The sequence below is a fragment of the Microbacterium sp. LWO14-1.2 genome (assembly GCF_038397715.1).
In the GTDB taxonomy this organism is placed as follows: Bacteria; Actinomycetota; Actinomycetes; order Actinomycetales; family Microbacteriaceae; genus Microbacterium.
Genome location: NZ_CP151633.1, coordinates 156,780 through 178,560 on the forward strand (window position 1 = coordinate 156,780; position 21,781 = coordinate 178,560).

General features: G+C 69.7%; 21 protein-coding genes. 9 read left to right on the plus strand and 12 right to left on the minus strand.

Annotation, left to right across the window (positions count from 1 at the left end):
* The first annotated feature begins 61 nt into the window (after positions 1-61).
* Entirely contained in the window at positions 62-973 is a 912-nt protein-coding gene (locus MRBLWO14_RS00835; RefSeq protein WP_341934601.1) for an EamA family transporter, read from the plus strand.
* Between the two features lie 6 nt (positions 974-979).
* Here MRBLWO14_RS00835 and ffh read toward each other — a convergent pair whose 3' ends face one another.
* Positions 980-2,539 carry a signal recognition particle protein gene (ffh, locus tag MRBLWO14_RS00840; RefSeq protein ID WP_341934602.1) on the minus strand — a complete coding sequence of 520 codons (1,560 nt, stop codon included), beginning with the start codon at positions 2,537-2,539 and terminating at the stop codon, positions 980-982.
* Between the two features lie 39 nt (positions 2,540-2,578).
* Positions 2,579-3,163 (minus strand): TetR/AcrR family transcriptional regulator, encoded by a 585-nt coding sequence (locus MRBLWO14_RS00845; RefSeq protein ID WP_341934603.1) that lies wholly within the window; start codon positions 3,161-3,163, stop codon positions 2,579-2,581.
* A 72-nt stretch (positions 3,164-3,235) separates the two neighbouring features.
* On the opposite strand from MRBLWO14_RS00845, the gene lipB reads away from it, so the two are divergent.
* Together lipB and lipA are read left to right on the plus strand one after the other, a co-directional pair.
* Positions 3,236-3,925 carry a lipoyl(octanoyl) transferase LipB gene (gene lipB, locus MRBLWO14_RS00850; protein WP_341936247.1) on the plus strand — a complete coding sequence of 230 codons (690 nt, stop codon included), beginning with the start codon at positions 3,236-3,238 and terminating at the stop codon, positions 3,923-3,925.
* Entirely contained in the window at positions 3,922-4,914 is a 993-nt protein-coding gene (gene lipA, locus MRBLWO14_RS00855) for a lipoyl synthase (RefSeq protein WP_251585439.1), read from the plus strand. The genes lipB and lipA overlap by 4 nt, the downstream gene beginning before the upstream one ends.
* A gap of 21 nt (positions 4,915-4,935) precedes the next feature.
* On the opposite strand, the gene MRBLWO14_RS00860 is transcribed toward lipA, so the two are convergent.
* Genes MRBLWO14_RS00860 through smc form a run of 3 tightly spaced genes read right to left on the minus strand, consistent with a single transcriptional unit; the run spans position 4,936 to position 9,940 of the window.
* On the minus strand, positions 4,936-5,436 hold the full coding sequence (locus MRBLWO14_RS00860) for a DUF2004 domain-containing protein (RefSeq protein WP_341934604.1): 501 nt from the start codon (positions 5,434-5,436) through the stop codon (positions 4,936-4,938).
* A 55-nt stretch (positions 5,437-5,491) separates the two neighbouring features.
* Positions 5,492-6,364 (minus strand): signal recognition particle-docking protein FtsY, encoded by an 873-nt coding sequence (gene ftsY / locus MRBLWO14_RS00865; protein WP_341934605.1) that lies wholly within the window; start codon positions 6,362-6,364, stop codon positions 5,492-5,494.
* A 27-nt stretch (positions 6,365-6,391) separates the two neighbouring features.
* Entirely contained in the window at positions 6,392-9,940 is a 3,549-nt protein-coding gene (gene smc / locus MRBLWO14_RS00870) for a chromosome segregation protein SMC (RefSeq protein ID WP_341934606.1), read from the minus strand.
* A 520-nt stretch (positions 9,941-10,460) separates the two neighbouring features.
* Between smc and MRBLWO14_RS00875 the strand changes: the two genes are divergently transcribed.
* From MRBLWO14_RS00875 to MRBLWO14_RS00895, 5 genes are all read left to right on the plus strand, one after another.
* Complete coding sequence (locus tag MRBLWO14_RS00875) at positions 10,461-10,739, plus strand: hypothetical protein (RefSeq protein ID WP_341934607.1); 279 nt, start codon at positions 10,461-10,463, stop codon at positions 10,737-10,739.
* A gap of 13 nt (positions 10,740-10,752) precedes the next feature.
* Positions 10,753-11,841 (plus strand): GNAT family N-acetyltransferase, encoded by a 1,089-nt coding sequence (locus MRBLWO14_RS00880; RefSeq protein ID WP_341934608.1) that lies wholly within the window; start codon positions 10,753-10,755, stop codon positions 11,839-11,841.
* Entirely contained in the window at positions 11,838-12,920 is a 1,083-nt protein-coding gene (locus MRBLWO14_RS00885) for a GNAT family N-acetyltransferase (protein ID WP_341934609.1), read from the plus strand. The genes MRBLWO14_RS00880 and MRBLWO14_RS00885 overlap by 4 nt, the downstream gene beginning before the upstream one ends.
* 85 nt (positions 12,921-13,005) lie before the next feature.
* Complete coding sequence (locus MRBLWO14_RS00890; RefSeq protein ID WP_341934610.1) at positions 13,006-13,701, plus strand: ABC transporter ATP-binding protein; 696 nt, start codon at positions 13,006-13,008, stop codon at positions 13,699-13,701.
* Positions 13,698-15,020 (plus strand): FtsX-like permease family protein, encoded by a 1,323-nt coding sequence (locus MRBLWO14_RS00895; protein ID WP_341934611.1) that lies wholly within the window; start codon positions 13,698-13,700, stop codon positions 15,018-15,020. Before MRBLWO14_RS00890 ends, MRBLWO14_RS00895 begins: the two co-directional genes overlap by 4 nt.
* Positions 15,021-15,032: 12 nt before the next feature.
* Here the strand turns inward: MRBLWO14_RS00895 and mutM are convergent, their stop codons facing one another.
* The 6 genes from mutM to MRBLWO14_RS00925 form a co-directional block, all read right to left on the minus strand.
* A complete protein-coding gene (gene mutM / locus MRBLWO14_RS00900; protein ID WP_341934612.1) occupies positions 15,033-15,896 on the minus strand; it encodes a bifunctional DNA-formamidopyrimidine glycosylase/DNA-(apurinic or apyrimidinic site) lyase in 864 nt (287 codons plus the stop codon).
* Positions 15,889-16,581 carry a ribonuclease III gene (gene rnc, locus MRBLWO14_RS00905; RefSeq protein WP_341934613.1) on the minus strand — a complete coding sequence of 231 codons (693 nt, stop codon included), beginning with the start codon at positions 16,579-16,581 and terminating at the stop codon, positions 15,889-15,891. The genes mutM and rnc overlap by 8 nt, the downstream gene beginning before the upstream one ends.
* Positions 16,582-16,597: 16 nt before the next feature.
* A complete protein-coding gene (gene rpmF / locus MRBLWO14_RS00910) occupies positions 16,598-16,807 on the minus strand; it encodes a 50S ribosomal protein L32 (protein ID WP_050721097.1) in 210 nt (69 codons plus the stop codon).
* Between the two features lie 2 nt (positions 16,808-16,809).
* Positions 16,810-17,304, minus strand: a complete 495-nt coding sequence (locus MRBLWO14_RS00915; protein WP_341936248.1) for a DUF177 domain-containing protein — start codon at positions 17,302-17,304, stop codon at positions 16,810-16,812.
* 139 nt (positions 17,305-17,443) lie between these two features.
* A complete protein-coding gene (coaD, locus tag MRBLWO14_RS00920; protein WP_096715948.1) occupies positions 17,444-17,941 on the minus strand; it encodes a pantetheine-phosphate adenylyltransferase in 498 nt (165 codons plus the stop codon).
* A gap of 30 nt (positions 17,942-17,971) precedes the next feature.
* Positions 17,972-20,146 (minus strand): ATP-dependent DNA helicase RecG, encoded by a 2,175-nt coding sequence (locus MRBLWO14_RS00925; protein WP_341934614.1) that lies wholly within the window; start codon positions 20,144-20,146, stop codon positions 17,972-17,974.
* Between the two features lie 61 nt (positions 20,147-20,207).
* Here MRBLWO14_RS00925 and rsmD point away from each other — a divergent pair, with 61 nt between their 5' ends.
* Positions 20,208-20,786, plus strand: coding sequence for a 16S rRNA (guanine(966)-N(2))-methyltransferase RsmD (rsmD, locus tag MRBLWO14_RS00930; protein ID WP_341934615.1), 579 nt, complete (start codon positions 20,208-20,210; stop codon positions 20,784-20,786).
* On the opposite strand, the gene thiL is transcribed toward rsmD, so the two are convergent.
* Entirely contained in the window at positions 20,778-21,773 is a 996-nt protein-coding gene (gene thiL / locus MRBLWO14_RS00935) for a thiamine-phosphate kinase (protein WP_341934616.1), read from the minus strand. The genes rsmD and thiL overlap by 9 nt on opposite strands.
* Positions 21,774-21,781: the final 8 nt, after the last annotated feature.

A 21,781-nucleotide genomic window follows, 5' to 3' on the forward strand; every position in this document is an offset into this window, starting at 1 on the left:
TCATGGTTGCCATGACAACAGTGCGTTGGACTCATCGATCGACCAGGGTCAGGCTGAGGATATGAACCGCCCGACCATCCTCCTGCTCACCGCACTCGCCCCCATCGCGTGGGGCACCACGTACCTCGTGACGACATCGCTGCTGCCCGAGGGGCACCCGATGCTCGCCGGCCTGCTCCGCGCCCTGCCCGCAGGTCTCATCGCTCTCGCGATCGGCGGACGCCTCCCGTCCGGCGGATGGTGGGCCAAGTCATTGGTCCTGGGTGTTCTGAACATCGGCGCGTTCTTCCCCCTGCTGTTCCTCGCAGCGGAACGGCTTCCGGGCGGAGTCGCCGCGGCTGTCGCCGGAGTGCAGCCGCTCATCCTGCTCGCGATGAGCACGATGGTCCTGCGCGACCGCATCCGTCCGACCACCGCGGCCGCAGCGGTCGCCGGGGCAGTCGGGGTGGCACTCGTCGTCCTCGGCCCCACAGCGCAGCTCGACGTGGTGGGCGTCCTCGCCGCTGTGGGCGGGGTGACGTCGACCGCGCTCGGCATGATCCTGACGAAGAGGTGGGGCCGTCCCGCAGAGGTCGGTGCCGTCGGCTACGCAGGCTGGCAGCTCACGGCCGGCGGGCTGTTCCTGCTCCCCCTCACCATGCTCTTCGAAGGATTCCCGGCACACGTCGACGGCGGCGCAGTGCTCGGCTACCTCTGGTTGGGGCTCGTCGGCGGACTCGTCGCGTACACGCTGTGGTTCCGCGGCATCCAGCAGCTCCCCGTGATCGCACCGGGGCTTCTCGCGCTGCTGTCTCCGGTGGTCGCGACCATCCTGGGCACGACCATCGCCGGTGAAGTCTTCACACCCGTGCAGGCGGTCGGGATCGCCGTCGTGCTGATCGCGCTCGTGGCCGGTCAGATCTCCGTGCGTCCTCGCCGCCTGCCCACGCAGGAGACGGGAACGCCTGGCGAACTCGCCGATGCGACAGTTTGAGCCGCGTCAGTTCTTGCCGAACAGCTTCTGGATCTCGGCGAGGTCGGCCTCGGACGGAGCCTTCGACCCGCCGCCGAGTCCGAAGCCCGAGCCGGTCGGTGTGGAGGCCGGAGCGAGACCGGCGTTCTCGGCCGCGCGCTTCGCCGGGTTGCCCGACCGGGACCCGGAGGACTTGCCCTTGCCCTTCTTGCCGCGCTTCGACGACGCACCGGGACGCCCCATGCCGGGGACCGGACCCATGCCCGGGATGTTCGGCGTGCCACCGCGGGCGACGGTCTTCATCATCTTGGCGGCCTGATCGAAGCGCTGCACCAGCTGGTTCACATCCGTGACCGTCATTCCCGAACCGCGCGCGATGCGCAGGCGGCGGGAACCGTTGAGGATCTTCGGGTTGCGCCGCTCCCCCGGCGTCATCGAGCGGATGATCGCCTCGGTGCGGTCGATCTCGCGCTCGTCGAAGTCCTCGAGCTGCTGCTTCATCTGCCCCATGCCCGGGAGCATCCCGAGCATCTTCTTCATCGACCCCATCTTCTTCATCTGCTGAAGCTGGTCGAGGAAGTCCTCGAGGGTGAACTGCTCGGTCGCGAGCTTCTCCGCCATCTTGGCGGCCTCTTCCTCATCGAAGGCCTGCTGGGCCTGTTCGATGAGGGTGAGGATGTCGCCGAGGTCGAGGATGCGGCTCGCCATACGGTCGGGGTGGAATGGCTCCAGGTCCTCGAGCCGCTCGCCCGTCGAGGCGAAGATGATCGGCCGGCCGGTCACCGACGCGACCGACAGTGCAGCACCACCGCGCGCATCGCCGTCGAGCTTCGACAGCACGACGCCGGTGAAATCGACGCCCTCCTGGAAGGCCTTCGCGGTGTTGACCGCATCCTGTCCGATCATGGCGTCGATGACGAAGAGCACCTCGTCGGGATCCACGGCCTTGCGGATGTCGGCGGCTTGCTTCATGAGCTCGGCGTCGACGCCGAGACGGCCCGCCGTGTCGATGATGACGACGTCATGCTGCTGACGGCGGGCGTGCTCGACGCCATCGCGTGAGACCTTGACCGGATCGCCGACCCCGTTGCCCGGCTCGGGAGCGTAGATGGTGGCTCCGGCCTGCTCGGCGACGACCTGCAGCTGGTTCACGGCGTTGGGGCGCTGAAGGTCGGCCGCGACCAGCAGCGGAGTGTGGCCTTCGCCCTCGAGCTGCTTGGCGAGCTTTCCCGCGAACGTCGTCTTACCGGAACCCTGCAGTCCGGCGAGCATGATCACTGTCGGAGCGGTCTTCGCGAACTGCAGCCGACGCTGCTCTCCGCCGAGGATCTGCACGAGCTCCTCGTTGACGATCTGCACGACCTGCTGCGCCGGGTTCAGCGCCTTGTTCACCTCGTCGCCGAGAGCGCGCTCCCGCACCTTCGCCGTGAACTCCTTGACGACCGCGAGGGCGACGTCGGCGTCCAGGAGCGCGCGACGGATCTCGCGAACGGTGCCGTCGACGTCGGCCGCACTGAGCTTTCCCTTCGTGCGCAGATTGCGGAAGGTATCGGTGAGCCGATCGGAGAGCGTGCCAAAGGTAGCCATGGTGCTACTGATTCTACGCGAGCGCCGTGTGCGACCGCGTCAGCCCCAGCGGAGGTCCTCGAGGTTCGACAGCGCGTCCGCGAGCACCGTCTCCGGTGCCGAGTAGCCCGCTCCCTGCTCCGCCCACACGCGGAGGGACGACAGCACGGCGGCGGCGTGGGCCGCGCCGACGACATCGGCGCGGATTCGGGAGACACCGGATCCGGATGCGGCGGAGGCGACGATCGATGCGAGGCGCGCGAGCCGGAGCGCACTGTCGCGGGCGAGCTCTTCGTCGAGGCCCATGGCCGTACGGTTGCGGAGCGCCAGCGCGAGAGGATCGGGAGCGAACCCCCGGAGGGCGTCGACAAGGATCGACCGGACCGCTGCGGCATCCGCGCGGTCGCCGAGCTCGCCGAGGGCCGTGCCCACTCTGTCGATGCGTGCATCGAGACCCGACCACAACACGTCGCTCTTCGACGAGAAGTAGTTGAAGAAGCTGGAACGACTGACTCCCGCGCGCTGAGTGATGTCGGCGACGGAGGTCGCGTCGTACCCGCGTTCGAGGAAGAGCTCGCACGCGGCCTCGGCGAGCGTCTCGCGCGACGACGCCTTCGGGCGCCCTGCTCGGCTCGTCGTCGTCATGAGGACACGGTATCGCGCGGCGACCGCGGAGCGCCCTGACCTCACCCGGAGGAGTATTGTTAGACGCGATCCATCTATGCCACGGTCGCCTCACGAGGGAGTGCTCGCATGCTCGACGTCGTCACCGCCGGTCTCGCACCGGCCTACGTGCCCTACACGGAGGGCTGGGACCTGCAGCGGCGCGTCCACGCGGATGTGGTCGCGGGCTCGCGGCCGGACACGCTGCTGCTCCTCGAGCATGAGGCGGTCTACACCGCCGGCAAGCGCACGGAGGACCACGAGCGGCCGCAGGACGGCACCCCCGTCATCGATGTCGACCGGGGCGGCAAGATCACCTGGCACGGCCCCGGACAGCTCGTCGGCTACCCGATCGTCCGGCTCGCGGAGCCGATGGACGTCGTGGCGCACGTCCGGAGGATCGAACGCGTGCTCATCGACGTACTGCGCCCCCTCGGGGTCGACGGCTACCAGGTCGATGGGCGCAGCGGCGTCTGGGTGCGCCGCCCTCTCTCCGAGGACAAGGTCGCCGCGATCGGCGTGCGGGTGCAGCAGGGTGTGACGATGCACGGGTTCGCGATCAACTGCGACAACACGCTGTCCGGCTTCCACGGCATCGTCCCCTGCGGGATCACCGACGCCGGGGTCACTACCGTGAGCGAGGTCGTCGGCGCTGACGTCTCCCCCTCCGACATCGCGGATGCCGTGGCCTCCGCTTTCACCGCCGTCTACTCGACCGCCGACCTCGCAGGAGCCCCCGCATGACCGCCGCCGCACCCGAGGGGCGCAAGCTCCTCCGACTCGAGATCCGGAACGCCGAGACTCCCATCGAGCGCAAGCCCGAGTGGATCAAGACCAAGGCCAAGATGGGCCCGGAGTACACGGCTCTCCACTCGCTCGTGAAGAGCGAAGACCTGCACACGGTATGCCAGGAAGCCGGCTGCCCCAACATCTTCGAGTGCTGGGAGGACCGCGAGGCCACGTTCCTCATCGGCGGTTCGCAGTGCACGAGGCGGTGCGACTTCTGTCAGATCGACACCGGCAAGCCGGACGCCTACGACACGGACGAGCCCCGCCGCGTGGCGGAGAGCGTGCAGCGGATGGGCCTGCGCTACGCCACCGTGACGAGCGTCGCGCGCGACGACCTGCCCGACACCGGCGCCTGGCTGAACGCCGAGACGGTGCGGCGGATCCATGCGCTCAACCCCAACACGGGGGTCGAGCTCCTCGCGAACGAGCACAACGCCGACCCCGCGTTCCTCGGCCAGATCTTCGAGGCACGCCCCGAGGTCTTCGCGCACAACGTGGAGACCGTCCCGCGGATCTTCAAGCGCATCCGCCCGGCGTTCAAGTACGAGCGCTCTCTCGACGTGATCACCCAGGGACGCGACGCCGGGCTCATCACGAAGTCCAACCTGATCCTCGGAATGGGCGAGGAGCCGGAAGAGGTCGTCCAGGCGCTCAACGACCTGCACGAGGCCGGCTGCGACATCATCACGATCACCCAGTACCTCCGCCCGTCGCCGCGGCACCTCCCTGTCGCACGCTGGGTGAAGCCCGCGGAGTTCGTCGAGTTCAAGGAGGAGGCGGAGCGCATCGGATTCCTCGGTGTGCTCGCCGGACCGCTCGTGCGCTCGTCGTACCGGGCCGGGCGGCTGTGGGCGCAGTCGATGACGTCGAAGGGACGCGAGATCCCGGCGCACCTGGCGCACATCGCGGAGAGCGCAGACCTCGGCTTCGCCCAGGCGGTCTGAGATCGGGCAGAGCGCCGACTGTCAGTCGGCGCTCATGACCGACAGCACGGCACCGTCGGAGCCGAGGTTCACCAGCAGCACGTCGTCGGTCGTGTCGGCGTCGAGCGCGTACTCGAGCACAGCGAACGGCTCGGAACCACCGTGCTCGTCCGCCAGGATCGTCATGCTCATGAGCCGCAGCGACCGGATGATGTCGACAGCAGCGTCGCCGCTGACGTCGATCAGCACGTCTTCGAGCTCCTCGCCGTAGGCCTCCTGCTGCTGCAGGATGTACTCGGTCACCTCGCTGGTGCGGTCGTCGACCTCGGAGAGCATGCTGCGACGGGCGGTGCCGTCCACCGTCTCGAGGCCGGCGATAAGAGACGCCGCGATGTCGAGGGCATCGGCCGACACGTCATCCTGATCAGGAGCCGTCAGGTCGACCGTGACACTCTGATCGCCGAGTTCCACGGTCTCCGACCAGAAGATCGAGCCGTCGGGGCCCGACGACAAGAGTCCGAAGTAATCGTGTTCGATCGCCATAACGCTATGAAACCAGCCTCGTGGTCGCGGCGGTAGTCCTGTGCACGTCGTGTCGTCAACCGACGAGCGACTGCACGAACACGTGAGGGGTGAAACCGGTGAGGTCGTCGATGCCCTCGCCCTGGCCCAGGAGCTTGACGGGGATGCCGGTGCGCTCCTGAACCGCGAGGACGAAACCGCCCTTCGCAGAGCCGTCCAGCTTGGTCAGGACGAGCCCGGTGACCCCGGCGTGCTGCAGGAACGCCTCGGCCTGCATGACGCCGTTCTGACCCGTCGTCGCATCGAGCACGAGGAGAACCTCGCTGATCGGGGCCTGCTTCTCGATGACCCGGCGGATCTTCGTGAGCTCATCCATCAGCCCGCCCTTGGTGTGCAGGCGCCCAGCGGTGTCGATGATCGCGATCTCGATGCCCTCGCGCTGCGCGAACTCGATGGTCTGGTACGCGACGGACGCGGGGTCCTGCCCCTCCTGCTGGGGACGGACGATAGCCGCTCCCCCGCGCTGCGCCCAGGTGGCGAGCTGATCGACTGCCGCCGCCCTGAATGTGTCCGCCGCTCCGACCACGACGCTCCGCTGGTTGCCGCGGAGGAACTTCGTGAACTTGCCGATCGTCGTGGTCTTGCCGACGCCGTTGACGCCGACGACGAGGACGACCGCCGGACGCTCCGTCAGCTTCAGCGTCGTGTCGAACTTCGCGAAGTGCTCCTCGAGCGTCTCCCGCAGCATGCGCTGCAGGTCCTTCGGGTCGGTCGTGCGATAGCGCTCGACCTTGCCGCGCAGCTCGTCGACGACGCGCTCGCTGATGTCGGGACCGAAATCCGCGGTGATGAGCGCTGTCTCGAGGTCCTCCCACGTCGTCTCGTCGATCGTGGGCTTGACGAACATCCCGCGCAGCGCACGGGTGAGGGACCAGGACTTCTCCGCCATGACTCCAGCCTATCCGCGCGGGGCCACTCAGACCGCGGCAGCGGCGGCGCGGTCGCCGACGCGCTGCCCGACGACGGCGGACACGCCGTCCTGTCGCATCGAGACGCCGTAGAGGGCGTCTGCGATCTCCATGGTGCGCTTCTGATGCGTGATGACCAGCAGTTGCGAGCTCTCACGCAACTGCTCGAACACGGTCAGCAGACGACCGAGGTTCGCGTCGTCGAGCGCGGCCTCGACCTCGTCGAGGATGTAGAACGGGCTCGGCCGCGCCTTGAAGATCGCCACGAGGAGTGCGACTGCGGCAAGGGAGCGCTCACCGCCGGAGAGCAGCGACAGCCGCTCGATCTTCTTCCCGACGGGTCGGACCGAGACCTCGATGCCCGTCGTGAGCATGTTGTCGGGGTCGGTGAGGGAGATGCTGCCCGAGCCGCCGGGGAACAGCAGCGGGAAGACCTGCCCGAAGGCCTCCTTGGTGTCCTCGAACGCACTGGCGAAGATCGTCTGCATCCGCTCGTCGAGGTCGGCGATGATGGTCAGCAGGTCCTGCCGCGTCTGTGTGAGATCGGCGAGCTGCTCGGTCAAGAAGGCATGCCGCTGTTCGAGGGCCGCGAACTCCTCGAGCGCGAGGGGGTTCACGCGACCCAGTTGAGCGAGCTTGCGCTCGGCGTCGGCGAGGCGACGCTGCTGGATGCGGCGGTCGAACGGGATGGCCGTGTCGTCGAGCAGTTCGCCGTCCGCGGGCTCGGCCCCGGGATCCCGCGGAACCAGCTGATCCGGACCATATTCCGCGACGAGAATATCTTCGTCGAGAGCCAGCTCCGAGGCGACGCGTTCGAGCAGGCTGTTGAGGTGCAGCTTCTTCTCGTGGATCTGCAGTTCCAGGCCGTGGACGCTCTCGGTGAGGCCTGCGAGGCGCTCGCGCAGCGACGTCTCCTGCGCTCGGAGAGCGGTCAGCTCCTCGTTCTGCGCGGAGCGCGCAGCCTCGGCCTCCCCCAACGCGAGGCGGGCTTCGGCCACGGAGCGGTCGATCGAGTCCAGGATGCGCGGGAGCTCTGACGCGACGCCCGACGCCGCCTCCCGCTGAGCGCGACGGATCACCGCGCGACGCGCTGCCTCCGCCGCGGCATCCCGTTCCTGCTCGCGCTGACGCTCCAGGCTCGCGACCCGTGCCTGGGCCGCGCGGACGCGCTCCCGCAACGTCTCGATCTCCAGGCGGGCTCTGACCTCGCCCTCGCGCGCGAGCTCCAGAGCCTCCAGCAGACCGTCTCGGGCGGAGGCGTCGAGGACGGGCCGGGGTGCCGACACCGCCTCGTCGAGCTCTGTCTTCGCGCGGGCGGCCTTCGCCTCTGCTTCCTCCACGGCGGACTGCGCCTGAGCCAGTCCCGCCTCGAGCCGGTCGCACTCCGCGACCGCCGACTCGTGGGTGACCGTGATCCGGTTGACCTGCTCCGCATGGCTCGCGAGCGCCGCATCGTGCTCGCGCAGGGCGCGCAGCGCGTCCTTCGACTGCCGCCGCGTCGTCTCGACGATCTCGTTCGCATCCTCGCGGGCCTCGCGCAGCGAGTCGACGATGACCTGCACCTCCGCGAGGCGCTCCTTCGCGGCATCCCGCTCCGCAGCGAGCTCGAGTCGCGACCGCTCTCCGCCGGATCCCGTGCGGAGGGTCTGCGCCGTGACCACGTCTCCCGTGGTCGTCACGACGGTCGTCGTCGTGTCGCCGAGAGCGTCCAGCGCGCTGCGCGCTGCGCGAGCCTCGTCGAGGTCGCCGGCGATGAGCACGTGCGAGAGGATGCCGAGCACCCCGGCGGGCGCCGTGACCGTGTCGACGGCGGGCGTGACCCCCGGAAGCTCCGGCAGCCGGACGGCAGGCCGGATCGCATCGGCGACGACGAAGTCGACGACTCCCCGGCCCTGCGACGCGGCATCGGATGCCAGCGCGAAGGCCTGCGCCGCCTCGTCCACCAGGACGCCCTCGGCCAGCGGGCCGAGCACGGCGGCGATCGCCGCCTCGAACCCGGACTTCACCTGGACCGCGTCGCCGACGAGACCGCGGATGCCGTCTCCCCCGGTCTTCACGATCTCGGCCGCCCCTCCGGACAGGGCGAGGGCGCTCCCCAGGGCCGCGGCCTTCGCCGTGAGGGCGTCGACCTCGCGCTCCGCCGCGTGCAGCCGTTCGCGAAGCGTCTCCCGCTCCGCCTCGGCGGCCGTCGCCGCGCGCTGGGCGCTCTCGTAGGCGGCCGAGTACTCGGCGGCGGTACCCTCGGGGGCTTCCGCGGTATCGATGGCCTCCAGCGCCTCTGCGGCCTCTCGGCGTCGGGTGTGCGCGGCTTCGAGAGCGTTCTCCTGCCGGAGCACTGCGCCGCGCACCGCCGCCAGCGCGGACGCCGCAGCATCCGCGGCGCCGCGCAGCGAGGTCAACCGCATGTCGTATTCCGAGACGAGGGCGCTCTGCTCGGCGATGTCGACGTCGAGCGTGTCGAGCTCTGCACGGGCGCTGACGACCTCGCGGCTGGCGGCCGCCGCGGCATCCTGCGCGTCGCCGAGCCCTGCGGAGATCTCCGTGATCTCCGCCTTGGCCTCGTCGATCGTGCTCTGCGTGACGGTCACCGCGGTCACCGCGGCGTCGTCCTCTTCGGACCCGAGCAGGGCGAGTCGTTGGTTGGCGAGCGTGTACAGACCGCGCATGCGCTCCTGCACCTGCTCGAGCCCGAACGCCACCCCGCGAGCCTGATCGACGGCCACCGAGTTCTGGTCCTGCTCGAGGCGCGCGATGTTCGCACGCACGGCCTCCGCCTGATCCGAGAGCACGAGCCGCTCGGTGTGACGCTCATGCTCCGTCCGCGTGTGATCGGCCAACGCTGTGCGCAGGGCGACGACGTCGTCGGCGAAGATCCGCGCCTTGGCATCCCGCACGACCGCTGCGATCGTCTGCGCTTCGCGCGCGATCTCGGCCTGACGGCCCAGTGGTTTCAGCTGGCGGCGGATCTCCCCGGCGAGATCGCTCAGACGCGTGAGATTCGTCTCCATCGCATCGAGCTTGCGCAGGGTCTTCTCCTTGCGCCGGCGATGCTTGAGGATCCCGGCGGCCTCCTCGATGAAGCCGCGACGGTCCTCGGGCGAAGCCTGCAGGACGGTGTCGAGACGCCCCTGGCCGACGATGACGTGCATCTCGCGGCCGAGACCCGAGTCGCTGAGCAGCTCCTGCACGTCGAGAAGTCGGCAGGACTCGCCGTTGATCGCGTACTCGCTCGATCCGTTGCGGAAGAGCGTGCGGCTGATGGTGACCTCGGCGTACTCGATCGGCAGGGCGCCGTCGGCATTGTCGATCGTCAGCTGCACCTCCGCACGGCCGAGCGGACCTCGCGTCGACGTACCGGCGAAGATGACGTCCTCCATCTTCCCGCCGCGAAGGGTCTTCGCGCCTTGCTCCCCCATCACCCACGCGAGAGCATCGACGACATTCGACTTGCCCGAGCCGTTCGGCCCGACGATGCACGTCACGCCCGGTTCGAAGACGAAGCTGGTCGGCTGCGCGAAGGACTTGAACCCCTTGAGGGTCAGGCTCTTCAGATGCATGCGCGTACCGCGCTTCCGGGCTGGATCACGCCCATACGCTACCGGAATCCCGCGCCAGGACCGGCATCCCGCGCGGTGCGGAGGCGATCGTCCCGACGCCGCGACACGCCGGACACGCCCGGGATGCTTGACGTCAGCTGTGAGCTTTCGCTACCGTGAACCTCCGGATCGCCACACGAAAGGAGGTTACCGATGATGATCACTCAGCTGAACGCACAGGCTACAGGCCTCGCCGCGCCCTTTGCGCCGCGCCTTGCGCACTCGGTAACCGCCGGCATCCGTCGTAGCAGCGCTCTGTCCTAGAGCCGCAGCAGCAGGACTCTTCCCGCTATCGGGCGTCCGACTCGCGCGCCATCGTGCCGCCTCGCCCTGATCCTCAGGATCACGGCTTCCCGCCGACCCCGGCGTCCCCGCCCCGCGGCCTCCCGGGCTCGTGCTCCCACCGCGCCACCCCTCCTCTCGAGGGGTCTGCGCCGTCTGCGTCACCGCACTCACACCATCACCACTCGAAGGAATCATCGTGAACACCACGCTGCACCGTTCCACCACTCACCCACCGGATACCGAGGACCAGCAGGTCCTCCACATCCCCGCACCCGACGACCTGCGTCGCCTCGCGCTCGCAGACCGTCTCTCCCTCCGCATCGGCCTGTGGTTGCTGCAGAGGGCGCAGCGCCCGCGACGGGAACGCCGCTCGTCCCGCGTCTCCGGCGATCTGCTCGCTCTCGACCGACGGGAACGCTCCGTCGCCGAGACGTACGCCCTGCTCACCTTCGACCTGCAGCGCCAGCTGCGCTGATCGGAAGAACATCATGAGCATCGTGCTCACCGAAGATGCGACGCTGCATCCGCTCGTGCTCCCGGCGCGGGCGGATGCGGCAGACGCGGGCGAGTTCCGCGAACTCGCCCGCGTCCGCAACGACGTCTATCGCGCGATCACCGGACGCGACGAACAGGACCTCGAGCCCGAGGCACTGCTGCCACTGCTGAGGTCGCGTCCGGAACGCACCACGACCGTCTGGGCCGTCCGAGTCGCGGGCGAGATCGTCGGACGCGCTGTCGTCGACATCCCCCACGAGGAGGGGTCGCGCACGGCGATCGCGAGCATCGAGATCCACCCGCGGGTGTGGGGCCGGGGCATCGGGACCGCCGTGCTCCCTCACATCGAAGCAGCAGCCCGGCAACACGGCAGGACCGTCATCCAGAACTGGACCGAGCAGCCGGCATCCTCGGGCGACCGGATCACCGCGCGCACCGGACACGGAAGCGTGCCGGACGACCACGTCTCCCGGTTCCTGCTGCGCCACGGCTTCTCGCTGGAACAGGTGTACCGGGTGAGTCGGCTCGACCTCGATGGTCCCGCTGCGGGCCGTTCGGCCGCCCTCCACGACGACGCTATCCGCGCAGCCGTCGGATACCGTGTGCTGCAGTGGGAGGTGCCCACCCCGCCCGAGCATCTCGACGGCTACGCGTGGTTGAAGTCCCGGATGTCGACCGACGCTCCCTCCGCGGGCCTGGAAGCCGACGAGGAAAGGTGGGACGCCGAGCGCGTCGTCGCCGGGGAGAAGCGCATCGTCGAGATGCGTCAACGCCTGCTCGTCACCGTCGCGCAGCATCTCGAGAGCGGCGAGCTGGCCGCTTTCACCGAGATCGGCATCGGACCCGACATGACGGCCACCACTCACCAGCACGACACACTGGTGCTCCGCGAGCACCGCGGGCACCGCCTGGGGCAGTTGGTCAAGTGCGCGTCGCTCGCCACGTGGCGCGACCTCGCCCCGCAGTCGCGAGCCGTCGTCACCTACAACGCCGAGGAGAACCGGCCCATGCTCTCCATCAACGAAGCCATGGGCTTCGAGGCCATCGCGTACGAAGGCGCATGGCGGAAGGACCTCTCATGACCACGTCCACACTGACGATCACGCCGCTCATCGTGCCCGCGTCCCTCGAGAGCGACGACGCGGGGGACTTCCTCGCCTACGGCGAGCTCAATCGCCTCGTCTGCGATGAGGCGACCGGCATCCCTGACCTCGCTCCGAACGCGGCGCAGATGCTGCCGGCGTGGCAGGACCAGACCGACACGCTGCACACCGGTTTCGTGGCGAGGATCAACGACCGGATCGCCGGCATGATCACGATCGACTACGCCAGGGAGGCCGATGCGCAGGCCGCTGAGATCGACGTGCTCGTGGCGCGCCGCTTCGCCGGAATGGGAGTCGAGAATGCTCTCCTGTCCCGCGCGGAAGAGGAGGCGCGCGCACATGGCCGGTCCCTCATCCAGGCGTGGTCACTGCACCGCCCGATCGAGACGGATCATATGATCGTGCCCCGGACAGGGTGGGGCCGGATCCCGGCCACGGCTCTCTCCGACGCGCTCGAGGCAGACGGCTTCGTGTGCGAGCAGGTCGAACGCAACAGCGAACTCGATCTGCGCGCTGACCCGTCCGTGATCGAGGGCGCCCTCGACGAAGCCCTCGCCGTCGCCGGGCCGGACTATCGGATCGTGCAATGGATGGCACCGACCCCCGAGGAGTACCGGGACGGGTATGCGGGGATCCTCGCGCGCCTGTCGACGGATGCGCCGAGCGGCGACATGCAGTTCGTCGCCGAGGAATGGGACGCACAGCGCGTCGAACGCCGGGACGCGAGGTTGACCTCCGCGGGTCAGGCGTTCGCGGTCACCGCGGTGCAGCATGTGCCGACCGGCGATCTCGTGGCGTACAACGAGCTGCTGATCGGGGCGGACCGCACGGCCACGACGCACCAGTTCGGCACCCTCGTATCCAGCGCGCACCGCGGCCACAGGCTGGGCATGATCGTCAAGTGCGCGAACCTGCTGCGCTGGCGGGAGCTGATGCCCGACTCCCCCACCGTATCGACCTTCAACGCCGAGGAGAATCGTCCGATGCTGAGCATCAACGAAGCACTCGGCTTCCGGGCGGTGTCGTACGCCGGCGCCTGGCAGAAGCGGCTCTCGTGAGGATCATCCGAGCGATGTAGGGGGACGCCCACGGATCATCCGGGAAGCCGACGACGTATGCGAAGCGGCGGGCGAGGCTGGAAGCATGAACGCATCCGTCCTCGAAGCCCGATCCCTCACGAAGTCCTACGGCACCACGCGCGCGCTCGCCGGGGTGGACCTGACTGTCCGCTCCGGCGAGTCCGTGGCGATCATGGGCGCCTCCGGATCGGGCAAGACCACGCTCCTGCACGTCCTCGCCGGCATCGTCACCCCGGACTCCGGCACCGTCACGTTCCAGCCGACCACCGGACACCCCGTCGAGCTGTCGGCCCTGGGCGAGTCGGCCCGGTCACGGTTGCGACGCGAGCGCTTCGGCTTCGTGTTCCAGCAGGGTCTGCTCATCCCCGAGCTCACCGCCGTCGAGAACGTCGCGCTCGCCTCCATGATCAACGGCGTGAAGAGAGCGGATGCCGTGCACCACGCGGCATCATGGCTCGCGGCACTCGGGCTCGCCGGAATGGAGGACCGTCGCATCGGCGAGCTCTCCGGCGGCCAGGCGCAGCGTGTCGCGATCGCCCGTGCGCAGGCCACGGGCGCCGAGCTCGTCTTCGCAGACGAACCGACCGGTGCGCTCGACTCGCACACCTCGCACGAGGTGATGGACGCTCTGCTCTGGTCGACCACGGGTCAGGGGCGGACGCTCCTCGTCGTCACCCATGACCCCGAGGTGGCGGCCCGCTGCTCACGGGTCGTCTCGGTGCGCGACGGCCAGGTCGTCTCCCCGGCGGTGTCCGCATGAACCCGCGCGTCCTCGCCCTGCTGCTGCGTCCGGCACCCGGCCAGACGGCGTTCCTCGCGCTCCCGGCGACGGCCTTCGCGATCGTCACCGCCCTCGTCCTCACCGTGGTCGGCGGCGCGCAGTCCTTCTGGAGCTGGACCGACGACTTCGGCCCCGTCTATCAGGCACTCGCCGCCATCGCGCTGGTGCTCCTGGTCGTCCCGCTGGTGAATCTCGGCGGAGCCGCCGCCCGTCTCTCGGCGCGGCGACGCGACGAGCGTCTCTCCACCCTGCGCCTCCTGGGGGTGACCCCACTGGGTGTCGGTGTCGCGACCGTCGTCGAGTCCGTGCTCGTGGCCGCCGCCGGCGCCGCCGCCGGAGTGCTCGTCGCTCTCGCGATCAGCCCGCTCATCGGCCTGATCCCGTTCCGTGGCGAAGCGCTGGGCGTGGGGGCCGTCGTGCTCCCGCCGCTCGTCGTGCTCGAGGTGGTCGGCGGCATCCTCGTCGTCGCGGCAGCCAGCGCGGCCCTCGGCCTCCGCCGAGTGATCATCTCGCCGCTCGGCGTTCGCATGCGCACCACCGCGTCGAACGTGCACTGGTTCCGCGCCATCATCGGCGTCTCCGTCCTCGCTCTGGTGTTCGTGCTGATCAAGATCTTCCCCTCGGTCGCCGGCATCGTGACGACGATCACGGTGCTCGCCGTGCTCTTCGCGATCGCGCTCGCCGTCGTGAACATGCTGGGCCCGTGGGTCATCAAGGTCATCGCCTCGCGGCAGCTCCGTCGGGCCGAGCATCCGGAACGGCTGCTGGCGGCGCGCCTCGTCCTCGATTCCCCGAAGAGCGCGTGGCGCCAGGTGAGCGGGATCGCGATGGCGAGCTTCATGGCCGTGTTCGCGGGCACCGGAGTCTCTCTCATGAACGTCCTCGGCAGCGGCGACGCTGCCTCCGACGAAGCCGCTCTCGCCGTCGACATGCGTACCGGCCTCATCATCACGCTGGTGGCGTCGTTCCTCATGGTCGCGGCCTCGGTGGGCGTGAATCAGGCGGCGGCGATCCTCGATCAGCGCGAGCTCCACCGGAGCCTGCACCACCTGGGGATGCCGCTCGAGACGGTCGACCGCGCACGACGCCGCGCGATCATGTCGCCGCTGCTCATCACCGCGATCGGCTCGGCGCTGTGCGCGGCGGTACTGGTCTTCCCGCTGCTCGGGATCGCCCTCATCACGGCACCGGAATCGGTGCTGACTATCGTCGTGGTCGTCACGATCGGGATAGGCGTCGTCTGGGCGAGCACGCGCGCGACCCGGCCGCTGCTGGCGCGGTCGTTCGCGGCGGCATGAGCGCCGGTCGAGTCAGCGGCGGCGCTGACAGCGCGGGCAGTAGTGGCTCGACCGGTTCATGAACGCGGTGCGGCGGATCGGGCCGCCGCACCGCGGACACGGCTCGCCCCCGCGTCCGTACGCGTTGAGGGAGTGCGCGAAGTACCCGGCCTGACCGTTGACGTTGACGTACTGCGCGTCGAAGCTCGTCCCGCCCTCTGCGAGGGCCTTTGCCAGCACCGCTCGGATCTCGGCGAGCAACCGCGAGGCCGCCGGCGTCGAGAGGGCGGACGCGGCGGTCTCCGGGTGGATGCGTGCCGCCCACAACGACTCATCGGCATAGATGTTGCCGACCCCGCTGATCACCTGCTGATCCAGGAGGACACGCTTGATGCCGCTGCTCCTGCGCCGGAGCGCGGCGAGGAACGCCGCGTCGTCGACGAGCGGATCCATCGGATCGCGCGCGATGTGGAGCACCTGCGACGGGATCCGCGACGGCCCGTCGTCGCGCAGCTCGTCGACGGCCAGAGATCCGAACGTCCGTTGATCGGCGAAGACCACGGCCAATTCACCGTGCGTCGGGTGCTCGAGGCTGATCCGGATCCGCTCGTGCCGCTCGGGCGGCGCGTCAGGCGCGCGGAGCAGCATCTGCCCGCTCATGCCCAGGTGGGCGATCAGCGCGGTGCCGCCGGAGTCGAGCGGGAGCCAGAGGAACTTGCCGCGCCGGTCGGCCGCAGCGAACCGGTGTCCGTCGAGCCGGACGACGAAGTCCTCGGCGCCCGCCGCATGCCGGGTCAGTGCGCGCTCATCGAGCACGCTGACCGCGGTGATGAGCGAGCCGATCGCGGCGGGGGCGAGCCCCGCGCGCACCACCTCGACCTCGGGGAGCTCAGGCACGCTCGTCGAGCAGACGCCACGCGCTCAGCGCTGCAGCCATCTCAGCCGTCTTCTTGCTGCTGCCCAGCCCATTCATGCTGACGTCACCGACAGTCACCGTCGCGGTGAAGCGACGGTCGTGGTCGGGACCGCTGGCTTCGATGGAGTACTGCGGAGCGGTCAGCCCGAGGCGGGCCGCGAGTTCCTGCAGGCTCGTCTTCGGGTCCATCGCCGCGCCGTAGCGCTCGGGATCGGCGAGCAGCGGCTCGGTCAGCCGCAGCACCAGTTCCGTCGCGGCATCGGGGCCGGCTGACAGGAACGTGGCGCCGATGACGGCCTCCATCGTGTCCGCGAGGATCGAGTCCTTGTCGCGTCCGCCGGTCTGCTCCTCGCCGCGGCCGAGCAGCAGGTGGCTGCCCAACTCGATGCCCCGCGCGACCTCCGCCAGCGCGACCGTCGACACGACGCTCGCGCGACGCTTCGCCAGAGCCCCCTCATCGAGCTCGGGGTGGCTCGTGAACAGCATCACGGTCACCGCCTGCCCGAGAACCGAGTCGCCGAGGAACTCGAGGCGCTCGTTGTGAGGGATACCGCCGTGCTCGTAGGCGTACGAGCGGTGGGTGAGCGCCAACTCCAGAAGCTCCGCGTCGATATCGACGCGGAGCTTCTCAGGGAGAGGTCTCGTCCCCCCAGGGACCTCTGTCACGATCTGGAGTCGCGACTCAGACGTCAGCGACCTTGCGGCCCTTGTACTCGAGGAAGAGCTCGGTGCCCTGCGAGTCGGTGACGACCTTCGCCTGGTGAGGACGGCTGTAGACGACCTTGCCGTTCTCGACGGTCTTGACGAGCGCGGGAGCCTCGGCCTTCCACTGCGCGCGACGCGAGCGGGTGTTGGAACGGGAGACCTTGCGCTTCGGGGGGTTACCAGCCATGACTAGCTCTCTTCTTTCTCGGCGGCGCTGCTCTCTGCCGCGCCGTCTTGGTCTGTGATCTGCTGGAGCGCACTCCATCGAGGATCGATGGGAGCTGCCTGCTCCGATCCGGTGCTCTCGGTCAGCCTCTCGCCCGTGACCGGGTCGAGCCCGGGGCAATCCGGCTGACACACCGGCTGAAATGGAAGCGACAATACGGCCGCATCCCTGACAAGAGTTTCAAGATCCACGTGGTCGTCTTGAACCTCGAAGTCAGTTTCTTCCTCACCAGGATACGCGAAAAGCTCCTGGAACTCGACTTCGACGGGCCGGGCGATGTCGGTGAGGCACCGACCGCATACTCCGGAGTACTCCGCATCAGCCGCGCCGGACACGAGAATGCCCTCGTGGACCGACTCGAGCCGCACATCGAGATCGAGTTCGGAACCCTGCGCGAAGGACACGATCCCCTCGCCCCACGGCTCGTCGAGAGTCACCGTGAAGGCATGCTCGCGCATCTCCCCCGGCTTGCGAACGATGTCGCGGACGGGGAGGACGAAGGGGCCGTTGAATCGGGAACGCACCCCGCAATGCTACCGGCTCGGCGGAGCCCCGGGCTGGTCGGCGCCTGAGTGCGGAGGCCCGGCGGAGGGACGGTCAGATCCCGCGGGAGCCGGTGTCGAGGAACGACGCGACGGCCGGCGGAACGAACGGCGAGATGTCTCCGCCGAGCCCGGCGACCTGCCTCACGAGCGAGCTCGACACCAGGGCGTGCGCAGGATCCGGCAGCAGGAACACCGTCTCGATGTCGGCGAGATGGCGGTTGACGATCGCCATCGGGGATTCGTAGGCGACGTCCACCTGCGAGCGGATGCCCTTGACGAGCACGCCGGCGTCGACGTCGCGGGCGTAGTCGACGAGCAGGCCCATGCTCCACGACCCGACGATGACGTTGCCGTCCATCCCGTCCTCGGCGATCGACTGTTCCAGCAGCGACATGCGCTGCGCGATCGGCAGCATGGCTTCCTTGCCGGGGTTGTGCACGACGAGCACATGCAGCTCGTCGTACAGCTTCGCCGCGCGCCTGATCACATCGAGATGACCGAGGGTGGGCGGATCGAAGGAACCCGGGACGACGGCGATCCGGCTGCTCATGCATCCAGCCTAGGGCACCTCGAAGAGAGGTCAGTTCTTCGCGAGCGCGGCGCGGTCTTCTTCCGTCACGCGACGCGCGATCGCGGCTCGGAGGCCGGGATTCGCTGTCAGATCCGGGTCGTCCGCGAGGATCGCCTCGGCGAGCTCCCGCGCCCGCACGATGAGCTTGGAATCCTTGACGACGCGCAGCAGCTTGAGCGACGAGCGCACTCCGGCCTGGGCCGCTCCCAGCACGTCGCCCTCTCCGCGGAGCTCGAGATCGACCTCCGCGAGGGCGAATCCGTCAAGCGTCGCGGCGACAGCATCCACGCGTTCACGCGCGACCGAACCCGCCTCGGCCTCGGTCACGAGGAGGCAGAGGCCCGGCACTCCGCCTCGCCCGACGCGCCCACGGAGCTGATGCAGCTGCGAGACGCCGAAGCGGTCGGCGTCGAGCACGATCATGGTCGAGGCGTTGGGCACGTCGACGCCGACCTCGATCACGGTCGTGGCGATCAGCAGGTCGATGTCGCCGCGGGCGAAGGACTGCATCACGGCGTCCTTCTCATCCGACGGCATGCGTCCGTGGAGGACCGCTCTGCGCAGACCGCCGAGGGTCGGATGCGTGGCCAGCGCCTCGTCGAGCTGCACCACGCCCCACTTCGGACCGGCCGCGCCCTCGCCCTGCAGGAGTGCCTGCTCACCCACCTCGGCGGTCTTCTTCGTGGTGTCGATCGCCGCGCAGACGGCGAACACCTGACGGCCCTGCGCGATCTCCTCTGCGGCGCGCTCCCAGACGCGGTTGAACCAGCCGGGATGCTCGGCGAGGGGCGCGACGAACGACTCGATACCCGCGCGCCCCTTCGGCATCGTGCGGATGACGGATGTGTCGAGGTCGCCGAACACCGTCATCGCGACTGTGCGAGGGATCGGCGTCGCCGTCAGGACGAGGGCGTGCGGACTCGACCCCTTGGCGCGGAGCGCCTCGCGCTGCTCCACGCCGAAGCGGTGCTGCTCGTCGACCACGACGAGACCGAGGTCGGCGAAGGTGGTCTTCTCGCCGAGGAGCGCGTGCGTGCCGACGACGATGAGCGACTGGCCCGAGGCGACGCGCAGCGCGGCCTTGCGTCGCTCCGCCGCAGGCATCTGCCCGGTCAGCAGCGTCGGCATGACGAGCGGCGCGAGCTGGGGACCGAGCATCTTCGTGATCGATCGGAGGTGCTGCCCTGCGAGCACCTCCGTCGGTGCGATGAGCGCTGCCTGCCCACCGGACTCGGCGACCTGGAGCATGGCGCGGAGGGCGACGAGGGTCTTGCCGGAGCCCACCTCGCCCTGCACGAGCCTGTTCATGGGCCATGACCCGACCAGGTCGTGCGCGATCTGGTCGCCGACGGTCTGCTGGTCGGGCGTGAGCGAGTACGGAAGCGCCGCGTCGAAGCGTTCGAGGAGTCCCCCGGGCGCGGCCGGTCGCGTCGTGGCCGAGAGGGCCCGCACCGCGTCGCGCTGCTGCAGCAGCGCCGTCTGCAGGGTGAGCGCCTCGTGCATGCGCAGCGTGCGGACGGCGGGATCGATGTCGTTGCGGGTCTTGGGACGGTGGATCTGCTCGAGCGCCTCGCGTGCCGTCAGCAGCTCCTCCCGGGACCGGACGTCGGGGGCGAGCGGCTCGGGCACATCCCCGAGGTCGTCGAGGACCCTGCCGACGAACTTCGCGATCTGCCAGGTCTGGAGGCTGGAGGTCGCCGGGTAGATCGGGATCAGCACGGCGGCACGCGCGTCCGCGCGTCGCCGCGCGGCATCCTCGTCGTCGAAGAGCTCGTACTCGGGATGCGCGAATTGCGTGACCCCGTTGAACTCGCCGACCTTGCCGGAGAACACGCCACGGCGGCCGACCGCCAGCTCCTCCGACCGCCACTTCGCCGCCCCGAGATTCTTCGCGAAGAACGTCAGGGACATCTTCCCGATGCCGTCGCCGATCACGACGTCGGCCATCGCGCCACGTCGATTGCGCATCGCCCGAGCACTCGACGACAGCACCTCGGCGACGATCGTGACGGTCTCGCCGATCGGGAGCTCGCGGATCGGGGTGAGCTCTCCCGGATCCGCATACCGTCGCGGATAGTGCGAGAGCAGATCGCCGACCGTCGCCATACCGAAAGCCCGGTCGAGTGCCTTCGCCGGGGTCGCGCCGAGCGCCTCCTGCAGAGACGTGTCGAGCGAGAGCGGCATGGTCCGAGTCTAGAAGGCGGCGCCGACACGGCGTGCACGGACGCTGTCGTATCGTGAACGGGTGACGAGGATCATCGCCGGGGCCGCCAGAGGCGCCCGACTGGACGTGCCGGGAAGCGGCACCCGCCCCACGAGCGACCGGGTGCGGGAGTCGCTGTTCGGCGCCCTCGAATCCGCCGACGCGCTGTCCGGGGCTCGTGTCCTCGATCTGTACGCCGGTTCGGGGGCCCTCGGCCTCGAGTCGTCGAGCCGTGGCGCCGCCTCCGTCGACCTCGTCGAGCACGGTCGCGCCGCGGCGGGGATCATCCGCCGCAACGCCGGCATCGTGGCGAAAGCCGGGGGCCTCTCCCCCGCGCGCGTCCACCAGAGCAGCGTCCGCGCCTTCCTGCAGCGTGCGACGGGACCCTTCGACCTCGTCTTCACCGACCCGCCGTACGATCTGGGCGATGAAGCCATGAACGGCGACCTCCTCGCACTCGCGCCGCTCCTCGCCCCGGAGGCACTCGTCGTGATCGAACGCGCGAGACGATCCACCCCGCCCGACCTCTCCGCCGCCGGGCTCGAGCTGCTCCGCGAGAAGACCTACGGCGACACGACCCTGTGGTGGGCGATTCCCCGAGGGGCCGACTCCTCAGCCTGACGCCGAGTCCCAGTCGCGGTACGGGTCCCAGCCGCTGACGTCGACCGGATCGCCGTCGACGAGCAGGTCGTGGTCCGATCGGTCTGCGACCTCGCCGATGCGTCGGAAGCCGGGCGGCAGAACCGCGCCCGGGAACGCGGCCAGCAGCGCGTGGTCCTCACCCCCGGCGAGGGCGCGCACCGGATCGTCGCCGAGCGCCGCCGCAGACAGGCGGATCGTCACCCCGGATGCCGCCGCCATGCGCCGCGCGTCCAGCGCGAGTCCGTCGGAGACGTCCATCATCGCCGTCGCGCCGGCCGTCGCCGCCATCGGACCCAACCCGATCGGCGGCGAAGGACGCAGCTGCGCGTCGAGCGCCGCACGGTCGCCGTCGCCGAGCACCGCGACGTCGACCGGCACCGGGGTCTCGCCGTCGCGGAACCGGCCGAAGAGCAGCTGGAGTCCCTGCGCGGCGTGCCCGAGCTCACCCGCGACCGCCACCGTGTCTCCGGGACGGGCTCCGCTGCGCGTGATCGGGGCACGGCCCTCCAGGTCACCCAGAGCCGTGACCGCGACGGTGAGCACGTCCGACACGGTGAGGTCGCCGCCGACCACCGCGCAGCCGGGCGCCAGCGCGGCGCACGCCTCACGGAAGCCGTCGGCGAGCCGCTGCACGAAAGAGAGCCGGAGATCGCGCGGCACGGCCAGTGCGACGAGCAGCGCCGTCGGACGCGCGCCCATCGCCGCGACGTCGGCGAGGTTGACCGCCGCCGCCTTCCACCCCAGGTCGAATCCGCTCGACCAGGCGAGTCGGAAGTCGGGGCCGTGCACCAGGGTGTCGGTGGTCGCGACGACGGAGCCCGACGGTGCGGCCACGACAGCGGCATCGTCGCCCGGGCCGATCAGCGTGTGCGATGCCTGCGCCGTGCGCGCGAGGATGGCTCGGAGGATCTCCCCCTCCGACAGGTCGCCGAGGCGCGGGTCGTCGGCATCGGGTCGGGAGGGCATGCTGTCAA

Bases quoted from the DNA above. Each gene is read 5' to 3' on its own strand.
- MRBLWO14_RS00890 (WP_341934610.1), top strand. From the start codon at position 13,006: ATGAACGCATCCGTCCTCGAAGCCCGATCCCTCACGAAGTCCTACGGC.
- MRBLWO14_RS00860 (WP_341934604.1), bottom strand. From the start codon at position 5,436: ATGGCGATCGAACACGATTACTTCGGACTCTTGTCGTCGGGCCCCGAC.
- MRBLWO14_RS00885 (WP_341934609.1), top strand. From the start codon at position 11,838: ATGACCACGTCCACACTGACGATCACGCCGCTCATCGTGCCCGCGTCC.
- rpmF (WP_050721097.1), bottom strand. From the start codon at position 16,807: ATGGCTGGTAACCCCCCGAAGCGCAAGGTCTCCCGTTCCAACACCCGC.
- MRBLWO14_RS00835 (WP_341934601.1), top strand. From the start codon at position 62: ATGAACCGCCCGACCATCCTCCTGCTCACCGCACTCGCCCCCATCGCG.
- smc (WP_341934606.1), bottom strand. From the start codon at position 9,940: ATGCATCTGAAGAGCCTGACCCTCAAGGGGTTCAAGTCCTTCGCGCAG.
- thiL (WP_341934616.1), bottom strand. From the start codon at position 21,773: ATGCCCTCCCGACCCGATGCCGACGACCCGCGCCTCGGCGACCTGTCG.
- ffh (WP_341934602.1), bottom strand. From the start codon at position 2,539: ATGGCTACCTTTGGCACGCTCTCCGATCGGCTCACCGATACCTTCCGC.
- MRBLWO14_RS00895 (WP_341934611.1), top strand. From the start codon at position 13,698: ATGAACCCGCGCGTCCTCGCCCTGCTGCTGCGTCCGGCACCCGGCCAG.
- MRBLWO14_RS00915 (WP_341936248.1), bottom strand. From the start codon at position 17,304: ATGCGCGAGCATGCCTTCACGGTGACTCTCGACGAGCCGTGGGGCGAG.
- lipA (WP_251585439.1), top strand. From the start codon at position 3,922: ATGACCGCCGCCGCACCCGAGGGGCGCAAGCTCCTCCGACTCGAGATC.
- coaD (WP_096715948.1), bottom strand. From the start codon at position 17,941: ATGAGCAGCCGGATCGCCGTCGTCCCGGGTTCCTTCGATCCGCCCACC.
- MRBLWO14_RS00845 (WP_341934603.1), bottom strand. From the start codon at position 3,163: ATGACGACGACGAGCCGAGCAGGGCGCCCGAAGGCGTCGTCGCGCGAG.
- MRBLWO14_RS00925 (WP_341934614.1), bottom strand. From the start codon at position 20,146: ATGCCGCTCTCGCTCGACACGTCTCTGCAGGAGGCGCTCGGCGCGACC.
- MRBLWO14_RS00880 (WP_341934608.1), top strand. From the start codon at position 10,753: ATGAGCATCGTGCTCACCGAAGATGCGACGCTGCATCCGCTCGTGCTC.
- ftsY (WP_341934605.1), bottom strand. From the start codon at position 6,364: ATGGCGGAGAAGTCCTGGTCCCTCACCCGTGCGCTGCGCGGGATGTTC.